Source organism: Acetivibrio cellulolyticus CD2 (assembly GCF_000179595.2).
GTDB classification, from domain to species: domain Bacteria; phylum Bacillota; class Clostridia; order Acetivibrionales; family Acetivibrionaceae; genus Acetivibrio; species Acetivibrio cellulolyticus.
This window is the reverse complement of record NZ_JH556658.1, coordinates 861954-875082: the sequence shown is the minus strand read 5'-3', so window position 1 is coordinate 875082 and position 13129 is coordinate 861954. Positions and strand designations below refer to the sequence as shown.

The following is a 13129-nucleotide window of genomic DNA, read 5'->3' as shown; positions in this document are numbered from 1 at the left end:
AAGAATTACTTATTTCATTCTCTTAACTACTTCCGTTTCAAAGAAGTTTTTAGCATTCTCAGGTGTTACGGAGAACAATTCATCTCCAATTGTAACACTGACACCATTAACACAGTTTTTCATGCAAAAAGCTCCGCAGAGTTCAATCTTTTCTTCCAAATTATTTGCAGCAATCATGTTCTGTAGCTGTTCTATTATCTGTCTTGAGCCTTTTAAGTGGCATGAGCTTCCTATACAAATAGCGACTTTCATATTTTAAACCCTCCTATTCATAATCAACAACATCTATCCAGTGCATTAAGAACTCCCTTTCAACAGCTTTACCTTTGACAAGCTGCGATGCTGCTATAATCGAAATCCACTTTTGAACATACTGCTTTGCAGTATCGCTTTTTTTACAGAACAGATTCAAATACTTATCAGCTTTGTCAATATTGCCGGAAAGCCAGAACAAAAGGTAAGTTCTTGCTGCATCAGCACTTGCATTCCCCTGTGTTGCATGTGACCAGTCAAGAATATAGGGTTTGTCGTCTTTTGAAATAATTATATTGCTAGGGTTAAAATCGCCATGGCAAACCTTGTCATGATCAGGCATGCTTGCAAGTCTTGTATGGAGCTCATAACGTGTTGTTGCATCAAGTCCTGTTTCAGAAATTTTTCTCTTCATTTTATCTTTGAGCTTATTTAGCATAGGTGACTTTTTACTTAAAATATCAAGCTGTATATCAACAAATAGATCCAGATATTCATCGTATTTATGAGGGTTTTCTTTCATCAGCTGTTCTAAAGTCTTTCCTTCAATATACTCGGTCACAATTGCCCATTTGTCCTCAATTTTTGTAACCTCCAGAAGCTTCGGAATGTTAAGCCCTGTTTCTTCAACTCTCGCTTGGTTCAAAGCTTCGTTTAATATATTGGCTTTAGAATAATTACTGCTGAAAAGCTTTATAGCCTTATCCTCATCTCTGAAAACCGTTTTATCTGTTCTAACAGCAATGACTTTTTCAAGTTTCATTATCTAGCACCTCCATAATAAGCATTAAGATACATTTCTTTTATTTCACTCATAAGCGGATATCTTGGATTTGCACCTGTACATTGATCGTCAAAAGCCTGTTCAACCATATCATCGAGTCTTTCAAGGAAAACTTTTTCGTCTATACCATAGTCCTTAATAGTCTTTTTGATGCCAACCTTTTCTTTAAGCTCGTCAATAGCTTTTATCAGGTTTTCAAGTTTTTCTTCATTGTTCTTGCCCTTGATACCTAGATAATCGGCAATTTCAGCATAACGTGCAAGTGTATGCGGATGGTCATACTGTGAGAATGTGCCCATTTTTACAGGGACTTCTACAGCATTAAACCTCAATACTTCATCTATTAAAAGCGCGTTTGCAATACCGTGTGGCAAATGGTGGAATGCACCAAGCTTATGTGCCATCGAATGGCATACCCCTAAGAAGGAATTTGCAAATGCCATACCCGCCATTGTTGCGGCATTGGCCATCTTTTCTCTTGCAACAGGATCGTTTTGTCCGTTGTCATACGCTTTCGGGAGATATTCAAATATCATTTTCAAGGAACGAAGTGCCATACTGTCTGTATAGTCAGTAGCAAGCATTGAAGCGTATGCCTCAAGAGCGTGTGTTAATGCATCAATACCCGATGCACTTGTCAGGCCTTTTGGTGCATTCATCATCATATCAGCATCTACAATAGCCATTTTAGGCATTAACTCATAGTCCGCCAGAGGATATTTAACACCGGTCTTTTCATCTGTAATAACGGCAAAAGGTGTTACCTCAGAACCTGTACCTGCTGATGTGGGAACTGCAATAAAGTATGCCTTTTCGCCCATCTTAGGGAAGGTGTAAACTCTCTTTCTGATATCTACAAATCTCATTGCCATATCCATAAAGTCAACTTCCGGATGTTCATACATTACCCACATAATTTTAGCTGCATCCATAGCTGAACCACCGCCGATAGCAATGATTGTATCAGGCTGGAAGGCTGTCATCTCTTTAGCCCCTGCCTTAGCACATGCAAGCGTTGGATCGGGAGCTACATCAAAGAATGTTTTATGCATAATTCCCATTTCGTCCAGTTTATCAGTAATTGCTTTTGTATAACCGTTATTATATAAGAAGGTATCTGTAACAATAAACGCTTTCTTTTTACCCATTACATTTTTAAGTTCATCTAAAGCAACAGGCAGACAACCTTTTTTAATGTATACCTTTTCAGGCACTCTGAACCAAAGCATATTCTCTCTCCTCTCGGCAACTGTTTTGATGTTTAATAAATGCTTAACTCCAACATTTTCCGATACGGAATTTCCTCCCCATGAACCGCAGCCAAGAGTTAGTGATGGAGCAAGTTTGAAGTTATACAGGTCACCGATACCGCCATGTGATGACGGAGTGTTAACTAAAATACGACAGGTTTTCATTCTCTGTGCGAACTTATCAATCTTAGCGTTTTCTGTTACAGCATTTACATAGAGAGATGAAGTATGACCAAACCCACCGTCTGCAACTAATTTTTCCGCCTTATCAAGAGCGTCTTCAAAATCCTTTGCCTTATACATTGCAAGTACTGGAGATAATTTTTCATGTGCAAACTCCTCGGAAAGCTCAACACTTGAAACTTCACCTATTAAAATTTTTGTGGCTGCGGGTACATCAACACCTGCAAGCTTTGCAATTGTATGTGCTGATTGCCCTACGATTTTTGCATTTAATGCACCGTTTATGATAATTGTTTTCCTTACCTTTTCGGTTTCATCCTTGTTCAGGAAATAGCAGCCTCTGTCGGAAAACTCCTTTTTAACTTCTTTATATGCGCCTTCTAAAACAATAACTGACTGTTCAGAGGCACAAATCATACCATTATCGAAGGTTTTTGAATGGATAATTGAGTTTACTGCGAGAAGAATATCAGCCGTGTCATCAATAATTGCAGGAGTATTACCTGCTCCAACGCCAATTGCAGGTTTACCTGATGAGTAAGCCGCTTTAACCATTCCCGGGCCGCCTGTTGCAAGGATTATATCCGCCTCTTTCATTACCATATTTGTAAGTTCAAGGCTCGGCACATCAATCCAGTCAATAATTCCTTCAGGAGCACCTGCTGCAACTGCTGCCTCTAAAACAATTTTTGCTGCTGCAATTGTCGAATTCTTAGCTCTTGGATGTGGGCTTATAATAATTGCATTTCTTGTTTTTAATGCAATCAGAGTTTTAAAAATAGCAGTTGATGTAGGATTGGTTGTAGGAATAACCGCTGCAATAACACCAATTGGTTCTGCTACCTTTTTAATGCCAAATGACTTATCTTCCTCTATAATACCGCAAGTTTTGGTATTCTTATATGCGTTGTAAATGTACTCGGCTGCATAGTGGTTTTTGATAACTTTATCTTCCACAATACCCATACCTGTTTCTTCTACAGCCATTTTTGCAAGGCTGATTCTTGCTTTGTTAGCAGCCATAGCAGCTGCAAGAAAGATTTTATCAACCTGCTCCTGTGTATACGTTGCAAAAATGCTTTGCGCATCTTTCAAACGCTTTATTGCTTTTTCAAGTGTTTCTACATTTTCTATAATTTCGTATGCTTTGTTCATTTTTTACATCTCCTTCGTCAAATTTCATTTTTCTCAATTGCCTCTGCCAAATGTGCCGATAGCACTGCTAACGATGCTGCCATATTTTCCTGTTGGACCAAAATCTTGTTTGGTACTTTAAGATGTACAGGTGCAAAATTCCATATAGCATATATGCCGCTATCTACAAGGATGTCACACACCTTTTGCGCTGCAGGACCGGGAACGGTAATGATCGCAATACGAATCTTCATTCTTTCGCACAATTCCTTTAATTTGCTCATAGGAAATACTATTTTCCCACATATTTCAGTACCGACTTTTTTCTCATCAGTATCGAATGCCCCAACAATATTCAGTCCATACTCCTTAAATCCCTCATATGATAAAAGAGCACCTCCAAGCCTTCCTGCACCTACAATTATTGCATCGTGTGTATCGTCATATCCAAGATATCTCTCTATATCCTTTATTAAGTCCAAAGTAACATAGCCTAACTTGGGACGCCCACCTTTACTTACACAGGCTAAGTCTTTTCTAACCTGTACATCGTTTAATTCCAAGCCTGCAGCAATCGTTGTTGCAGAAATGTTCTCAAAATCCTTCTCTGGTAACGATTTTAAATAATTCAAATACAATGGTAGTCTTAAAAGAGCTTGTTTTGAGATAACTCTTTCACTCATAGTTTTTTTGAACCTTCCTTCCCGAAAGGCAAAATGTCAGCCTTTGCTATTAAAAGTAATGTGTATAGAAATTTCTAAACCTTCCATGATCTTTTTTCTTCTCATAATGAGCTTTAAAATGCAGCCTTGCAAGTAACTACATATATTTTAAACTTTATTGCCTACTTTTAATAAGTGCAATTATATCGATAAAAGTATATCGATATAATCTTATTGATTTAATTATATCTCCGTTATTATTTGAAGTCAATACTTATTGTTAAAAAAATAACACACAATTTTTTAACAACTTATGACCCGTATCCGGCAGATTTAATGAAAGTTAAAACCTCAAATTGAAAAAGGCATGAGACTATTACAGTCTTATGCCTTTTATCCTATAAAATAATTAGAAAACAAATTCAACAAGCACGGTTTGACAGGCGAACCCTACGCCCCTTCAATCATTAAAAGTTACTGTTCTACCGGAAACTTATTGATTAATCCTAAAAGCTTACTTTTCATTAAAGCAAAGTCAATTGAATTGACATTTCCATCTCCGTTAACGTCTGATGCTTTTTTCCACTCACTATATGTAGGGCCGTTATTAATACCCAGTAAATACAGTCTGACTGCAGCAAAATCAAGTGCATTAAAACTACCGTCACCATTAGTATCTCCATAGACAATTATTGAAGTAGGCGTTACATTAGGCGTTACAGTAGGTGTTGTAGTCATAGTTGGGGTTGCAGTTGGTATAGTAATACGGGAAGCATCTTTATATTTATAGAAAAATGCCGCTAGTTCAGTATCTTTAATTTTAGCTTCAGTTCTTGAATAATGCTCACTACTATCCCAAAGCATTGGACAGAATCCCAGGTCATAGGCCGTTTTACAAACCGTTGTAATGTAGCGCCTTACACTGGCAAGCTCTTTATTTGTTGTTACAGTACCGTATTCTCCTATGATGACAGGGAATCCTTTATCTGCAAACTTTGTTTTCATTTTATTAAAATCAGTTTTAACCTGATTGATTTCAGCATCTGTTCCCCATGTAGTTGCACATTTGCCCCATGAAGCGTCTTCTGTAAGAATTGTAAATGTAGATGGAGTATAATAATGTACAGAAATTATCAACTTATCTTTTATAGTATCTGTAGGCATCTTGAAGCAAGAATCACATGTAAGATCAATATCTGTTGAGTATCCGGCAATCAGCAGACATCGTGAGGCATTATTTCCGCCCGATGCTCTGACGATGTCGACAAACTTCTGATTAATACTATTAAGAATATTATATGCACGTGTTTTATCTTCTCCTGTTGAACCGCTCCATCTATTCCAGATAGTGTCCCAGCAGCCTTCCTCATTAAGTGATTCCAAAATCAGATTTTTTGGATAGTCCTTGAAATAACTGCTTATCTGAGTCCATACTGATGTGTATTTTTTCATAGATTCATCATAATTTGTTGCAAAATTTGCAAACCATCCGCCATCCCAATGAATATTCACAATGGCATACATATCGTTGCTTGAACAGTAATCAACTACTTCTTTAACACGTTTTAGAAGATCCGCGTTGATTGTATAATCACTTGCCATAAGGTTTGACCAGGCTACAGGAATACGTATGGATTTAAAACCTGCTGCTTTTACACCATCTATCATAGCCTTAGTTGTAACCGGATTGCCCCATGCAGTTTCGTAGTTGCTTACCGAGGTGCCGCTTATCCAACTGCCACAAGCTTCCAATGTATTTCCTAAATTCCAGCCAATTCCCATATCAAGAACTGTATCAGTTGCTGTTAAATCATATGAATATGGTGCTCCAAATACACTTGGAACAAATAGTGAGGTCCCCAATAGTGTTATTAATGATAAAAAAGTCACTATTTTTATGAATTTCTGATGCTTTTTCATTCTTGTTCCTCCCAAAGTATTTTTATAATTATATATTTTCGTTTTCAGTATTTACCCTGTAAAGCCTCCCTCCTGTGTGCTAAGTTATATCCCTATTTTTATCTTCCTTAGTATATTCGTAAGAACATAGAATCTTCATGTACATCAATATAAAAATTATATATTAAGTTCATTGTAGGTCAGTAATATATGCGTATATAGATTCTATCACTCTATTTACAATGTAAATGTTTATTTAGTATAATAAATGTATACATTTGGCAAAATTCATCTCAATAACATCAAAAAATCCTACATCGTATCTCATTGAAATAAATAAATATTATTTGGGGAGGTTTTTTATGCGGTCAAAATCATTAACAGTGATTACTGCTCTGGTAGTAATTATGACGTCAGTTTTGTGGTCAAACCCTAGTATGGTAATAGGTGCGGAAGATTACCAAGCAAGAGATCCTTTCTATTCAATGACAGATACTAATGTCAACAGGGCAACTTCTACACACTTTCAAATTATCTGGGGCAAAAATGATCAAACAGGCACAGTCACTGACGCATTTATACAAGGGAATTTAACCAATTTGGAAGGTATCTGGAAAACTTATATCACCGATATGGGATACAAGGATCCTGGTATATCAATCAATTCAAACGCTTCAACTACCAAGTACAAAACCAATGTCTATGTAACCAGGACAGGGCTTTCAAACCATGCAGAAGGTTGGGCATTTATGTCAAGCGATTCCGATGGATACGGCTATATTATAGTTGATCCCGGAGCGATGAGAGTTGATCCTCCTTCCTGGGTGCTTCCACATGAATTCGGCCATGTTGTTACATCTCACCAGAAGGGCTGGGTTGGCAGTACCATCACTGGAGCCTGGTGGGAAACGGCAGCAAATTGGTTATGTGACCAATTCCTTACCAGTGCCAATTACCAATATAACGGAAAAACTTATGGGCCCGATACAAACTTTTTTACCCCCCTGTACATGAATTCAAGTCTATGCTCTCCACATGGCAGAGACTATTATGACTGCTGGTCCATCCTTCAATATCTCACAGAAAATCCTGACAATTATCCATACTACGGCAAGGATTTTGTAAAGAGGATGATGCAGGAAGCAAAAATGAATGAATATCCCTATGACATTATCCAAAGACTTGCCCCTGGAGTATCAATCAAAGATACACTGGGAAACTATGCAAAGAGAATGGCAACACAGGACTTTGCGCAAAAAACACTATATCGCAAGAAATTCAGTGAATTTATTTCAATTGACACAAATAAACAGACAGTCTATACACAACTTGAAAAGGTCAGTGACAAAATCAATTGGTGGAGAGTCCCTCTTGAAAGGGCTCCACAACAAACTGGCTTTAATATTATTCCTTTAACTCCTCAAGGAACAGGAGACGGCCGGTTAATAACTGTAAATTTCAATGGTCTTAAAAACACCTTGAGGGGAGCAGACTGGAGGGTATGCCTGGTAGTACAGGACACAAGCGGCAATACAAGGTATTCTACCTTATGGAACAACGGCAAAAACTCCATAACCCTTTCAAGTACAGAAAACACTGTGTACCTTGTCGTAGTTGCTACTCCCGATACGCTTCTGCCCATGGATGCCTTTGCCGATGAAACTGCTTCACCCTTTGCATCCGCTCCTGAAAAACAAACTATGCCTTATGAAGTTCAGATCACCGGTGCAGATCCTTATGAGGCCGTGAATATTACCTCGGGTTTAAGCGGCACTAAGCATTCGAACGGTGGAGGTTTTGTTCAAAGCACAGCTAAAGTTGCTTCTACGGCCTATGTAGGACCAAATGCGGTTGTATTAGGAAAGGCGCAGGTCTTGGAAAACGCCAGAATTGAGGATTACGCCAAAGTAGAGGGAAATGCAATAGTTTCTGGCAATGCAGTAGTAAGCGGCCATGCTATTATCAAGGAAAATGCCGTAGTAAAGGATTTTGCCAAAGTGAGGGATTTCGCTGTAATGATGGGCACATCAGAAGCCAGCGGAAATGCAAAAGTTTTAGAAAGTGCAAGAATTATAGAAGACAGGACAATAACAGATTACGGTGTTGCAAAAGGATTGTCATCTCCTGCTGGAACCGCAAGTGTATCGGGAGAAGGAATAGTAGACGGTGATTACATTGACAGTACCAATGTCAGTAAAGGTGTTGCATTCGGCTGGTTAAGAGGTCAAGATTATGCTGATGGGCTTTCCTGCACTCCCTCACTTTATACCGGTTATGAGTTTAGTTCCCAAAGCAATGTCTTTGCCCGGGATAAGTTCGGAGTAACAAATGGCATTTTAAGAGGTGAACCTAAATGGTCCTCATCATTAGAAGGTCATTCAGGAATTGTGCAATTAGACGGAAGTACTCAGTACATCACCTTGGAAAATTCCGTATCTGATATGAAAGATATAGAAATACGCGCATCTATTTATTGGGATGGCGATACAGCCAATCAGAGGATCTTTTCTTTTGCCTCCGCAAAAGATAAATATATGTATCTAACACCCTCAGATGAAAATGGAAAAGTTAAGTTTGAGATATGCAGAGGCAGCAATTTAAAAACACTTACGGGAAATGCATCAGTGCCTGCCGGAAGCTGGTCTGATGTTCGTGTGGTATTATCAGGTAATACGGGAGCGTTGTATGTTAATAACAATGTAGTATCAGTAAGAAATGACATTGATATTAACCCGGAAGATCTCAATGCTCCAAATGTAAACACTCAAAGCAACTGCAATTACATTGGCAGAGGTATTCTTGAAGATCAGCCTTATTTTAAAGGTGCAATTGATTCATTCTATGTTTATTTTAAGTCTGTAGACTCTGTTTTACCAACACCGACGCCAACTCCTTCATTTACGCCAACCCCCACCGCTTCTAACTTAAAAGTAGGCGATGTTAACGGTGATGGATCTTTTAACTCGATAGACTTTGCAATTTTAAGGAGTTATCTGCTTGGAATGATAAGTGATTTGCCCGCTGTTGATGACTTGTACTGCGCAGATGTCAACGGCGATAGTTCCATTAATACAATTGACTTTGGATATATGAGAAAATACTTGTTAGGGATGATTAATAAGTTCCCAAAAGAGTAGCATATACATAAAGGGAGTGCTGAAAAATCCTTATTGGTTACTTCAAGTTTCCGGAAAGAAAAGCTAGGGAGTGGCGTTTCTTTCCGGAAACATTATATTAATATTCTAATATCTATAGAACATTGTTAAAGTAAAACCACAGTCTGACGATAATAACTGTGGTTTTACAACTAAACTAATAAGCTTTGAATTCTTTGTAATACTAAATCTGACAAATAGCTATTGTCATTTTTAAATTCCTCTTTGGATATAAAAATCCGGGTCTTGCTATCATTTATGGAGTTAGTATGATCCTTAGAGCCAAGTGCCTTTCTGGATAATTCCAGAACAATCTCAAGACCTCTTAAATCATCCACAAAAAACATCATTCTCATTTCATTAAGGTTCCCAATCAAATGTAATGTTGGATTAAATTCAAATACCTGAACAATAGGAAGATGATTGCCATTATTAGGAACATATACATTTTCATATTTAGTCATAATAAATTTTAAATCTTTCTGAAGTACATTTAAAACGCTCTGAATAAATGGATGCGGCATCACATGTATATAGATTTTGTCAGAAGGATCAAAAGCCATTTTGATGTCCAAACTTGTTTCAATCCAAACCACATCCTTATTAAAGGAAATAGGTGTATCGTTTGGCAAAACAAAGGAAAAAGGAATTTTAATTTCTTCATTAGGCTTAATCTTTACATCTTGCGCAATATCAAAGCTTGAAATCTCAATAGATTTTCTATTTTCATAATTCTCTTCATTAAATTTCATATATGATATAAGTATTAAGGATACCTTAGAAGCCTTCTGCTCGGTTTTTCCACCCAAAATACTTACAAATCCATTTACTTGTTCACCTTCACATAATTTTTGATTATCAAGCTGTATATCTACTTTTGCTGACCCAAATCCCACACTTGCCATTGCTTTGTTTAATAATGACATCATATCACCTCATATTTTTCTATACTACAACTTAATAATTATGAAACATAAAGAAATATTAAAAAAAACTGTGGGACTATATTTCTTATAGTCCCACAGGATTTTACTTTTCCTGCTGCCAGATATACCAACCCGGTCAATAATCACACTGTAATATAGAAGTATGATTTACCTGATCATAATTTCATTCATTAAATTTTAATGTTATTATAAAGGTTTTCTTGGTAATATGTCAACTACAAAAAGTATCCACGTGTATCCACGTAATTACAAGATAGGAAGCTATTTTCACTTGCAAAGTAGTTCTATAACCCTTCCCTTTGAAACATTATTGTTTCAGATGCCGGAAACAATTTTATAGTTCCAAGCAAATACATTCTCATATATCCAAAGTCAATAGAATTTATACTTTTATCACCATTTAGATCAGCAGCTTTTAAATCATTCTCTACAGGGAAATCTTTTATGGTTCCTAAAAGATACTTCCTAAAGTAGCCAAAATCAATTGAATTTATGCTGCTATCCCCATTTACGTCACCTACAATTACATCCGATTGAGTAGGTGTTGGAGTTGCTGTTGTTTTTGTTGGTGTAGGAGTAACTTTAACTGTTGGTGAAGCATTAAAACCTGATATAGGGTAAGTTTTAAGGTCTGGTAGCTCATCTAGGGTTATACAGTAATCACTCTTATACATCTCAGTCAGCCATGCAACAGGATTGTTCTGTTCTCCTGTCAACCACCAGCCATACCATGGGCAGAAATAAAGCCAGCCGGCTGATTCGTTCATAAGAGTTGAAACCTGAGGAATTGTATCATTTTCACTCATTGCAATAAGCTTATTTCCGTTTGTAAGCTTTACAAGGCTGTAGAATGTAGATGCTATTGCACTTCCGTTAGGTAAACCATCCTTAGCATTGTACTTATCGTAACCAACAATATCAACTACATCATCACCTGGATACCATTTAGATGATGAGTCATAAGCATATGAATTCCATACCCATATAATGTTATTCAATCCGTACTCATTTGTGAACTTATCATAAAGAAGTCTATAGAGTTTAACACAAGGTTCCGGGCCTTCTGCTCCCCACCAGAACCATCCGCCTTCTGCTTCATGTACAGGCCTGAACAATACAGGAACTCCGGCATCCTCAAGCTGCTGAAACTTTCCGGCCATATGTTCAATATCGTTTAACAGCGCTTTATTTTCTTCTGTTCCAGAAGTCAAAGCCTTTGATATGCTGAAAGTTGTACTTTCCGTGTAAAAGCTGTTTGCAGCTTTCTTGCCAATATCACCAGGTGAGAACCAGTGCCAGCAAAGTGCAGGTATACCATTCTTTTCTTTATACCACTCAATAAGACGTTCAGCACAGGCATCATCCCATTCTAAACCGTTTCCTCTGTAGTTCATAAAGTCAAAACCTCTTAAAGCAGGCATTTCTCCGGTTTTATCCTGTATGTAAGTAAACTCAGCTTCAGAGCCGCTATAGTTATGTGATCCGCAAAGTTCTTGCTGACCTGAAATTATGTGTTTGCCATAAACGTCACATAGATAACTCATAAGTGATTTTGCTTCGTTTGTAGCATAAGGGTTTGACAATGTTTTATCTACTTTTAGGTTTGTTATGCTTTCATCAGCAGGTTTAACAATCAGATAATCAAAAAAGGTATAACCCCAGTAGCTTTCGAATTCAATATTGTTAGATCCGGCATTAAGCTTTACAATACCTGCTGAAATCTCTTTCCATTCAAGAGTATAACCGAAACTTACCTCTCCCTGATTGGAATCATTTACATTAAGGTATTGTACTTTTTTGTTTGCATCATATGGCTCAGCATAGCGAACAACCAAGTCATAAAGCCCAGCCTTGTCAATATTGACGTTAACAGAAGTGCTTGTCCCTTTTTGCCCAATAAAGCTGCAGGATGCACCGCTTAGGTCGAAGGAAAGTCCAGCATCGGTTTTTCCAACATAGTCAGTATAAATTTGGGCTCCATTCTGGACACCGTCCTCAAATTCGTACTTAACACCTTCTTCTGCTAGAGCACCTGTAGTACCTACAAATGACATTGCAGGTATCATTACTGCCAATGCCAATGATAAAAAAACCTTTTTTATAGGTTTCTTTTTCATACAAACTCCTCCTCGTATAATATATTTTGTAAGGTTTAAGTCTTAGATTTTCCAGTTGAACCCCTTACATTTCCTTGTTCATTTACCATAAATCAACTGGGAGTTTTCTTTACGAAAACTCTTTGAGGCAATGTAGCTGGGGTGCAAAAAAGTTTTTTAAGTGCGGTTTACAATGAGTGGGGCCCATATGATAGCCTGCTAAGGCTGCAGCCGCCATATCCCCTTTGCGCCTTCTCCAAAGTACTTCTTCTGGGATAGGGTGGCTGCCTCTTCGGCTGCCTAATCATATGGGGGAGGCTCGTTGTCAACTGGATTCTTGAAAAAGTTTTTTGTTCTCTAGCACTGACTCAAAGCTAATGCTCCTTGAAAACTTAATTTTGTTGCTATTGAACTTAACTAATGCTCGTGTAACAATAATAGTGGCTATTGAGGATGGTTCTGTTCAACTCCTGTAGGGCATTTTTATGTCGCTTCTGTTAAAGTCAGTTCCCCTGGCCTGATGTTAGCTTTAAACCGCTGGGTGTTTTTCTCTTTTTATCTCTCTCCTGTATGGCAGTTCAAGGAGTCGTGCATAGAGATTCAAGAGGTGTATTCTAATTGCGAGGATGTTGATGCGTCAGGTACCACGGGCATTAGTTAAGTTCAATAGCTCAAAATTTTTAATCAGAAAGGTGGTGATTTCATTGTCAAATTCATTGTTGGTAGGTATTGATGTTAGTCTCAAAGACAATAAAGTCCGTATCCTC

General features: G+C 37.7%; 8 protein-coding genes. 1 reads left to right on the top strand and 7 read right to left on the bottom strand.

The genetic code is table 11. The annotated features are described in order from the left end of the window. Positions 1 to 9: 9 nt before the first annotated feature. From ACECE_RS0219265 to ACECE_RS0219245, 5 genes are all read right to left on the bottom strand, one after another. Positions 10 to 252, bottom strand: a complete 243-nt coding sequence (locus ACECE_RS0219265; RefSeq protein WP_010250207.1) for a (2Fe-2S) ferredoxin domain-containing protein — start codon at positions 250 to 252, stop codon at positions 10 to 12. 13 nt (positions 253 to 265) lie between these two features. Continuing rightward, positions 266 to 1015 (bottom strand): phosphotransferase, encoded by a 750-nt coding sequence (locus ACECE_RS0219260; RefSeq protein ID WP_010250206.1) that lies wholly within the window; start codon positions 1013 to 1015, stop codon positions 266 to 268. Then, positions 1015 to 3624, bottom strand: coding sequence for a bifunctional acetaldehyde-CoA/alcohol dehydrogenase (gene adhE, locus ACECE_RS0219255; protein ID WP_010250205.1), 2610 nt, complete (start codon positions 3622 to 3624; stop codon positions 1015 to 1017). The genes ACECE_RS0219260 and adhE overlap by 1 nt, the downstream gene beginning before the upstream one ends. 17 nt (positions 3625 to 3641) lie before the next feature. Then, on the bottom strand, positions 3642 to 4286 hold the full coding sequence (locus ACECE_RS0219250) for a redox-sensing transcriptional repressor Rex (protein ID WP_010250203.1): 645 nt from the start codon (positions 4284 to 4286) through the stop codon (positions 3642 to 3644). 453 nt (positions 4287 to 4739) lie between these two features. After that, complete coding sequence (locus ACECE_RS0219245) at positions 4740 to 6185, bottom strand: cellulase family glycosylhydrolase (RefSeq protein WP_010250201.1); 1446 nt, start codon at positions 6183 to 6185, stop codon at positions 4740 to 4742. 341 nt (positions 6186 to 6526) lie between these two features. Here ACECE_RS0219245 and ACECE_RS31900 point away from each other — a divergent pair, with 341 nt between their 5' ends. After that, the gene (locus tag ACECE_RS31900; protein WP_010250199.1) at positions 6527 to 9301 is read left to right on the top strand and encodes a DUF6055 domain-containing protein; all 2775 of its coding nucleotides are present in this window, start codon (positions 6527 to 6529) and stop codon (positions 9299 to 9301) included. 170 nt (positions 9302 to 9471) lie between these two features. On the opposite strand, the gene ACECE_RS28195 is transcribed toward ACECE_RS31900, so the two are convergent. Together ACECE_RS28195 and ACECE_RS0219225 are read right to left on the bottom strand one after the other, a co-directional pair. Beyond that, positions 9472 to 10248, bottom strand: a complete 777-nt coding sequence (locus ACECE_RS28195; RefSeq protein WP_083878782.1) for a sporulation protein — start codon at positions 10246 to 10248, stop codon at positions 9472 to 9474. A gap of 302 nt (positions 10249 to 10550) precedes the next feature. Next, entirely contained in the window at positions 10551 to 12383 is a 1833-nt protein-coding gene (locus ACECE_RS0219225) for a glycosyl hydrolase (RefSeq protein ID WP_010250195.1), read from the bottom strand. Between the last annotated feature and the right edge of the window lie 746 nt (positions 12384 to 13129).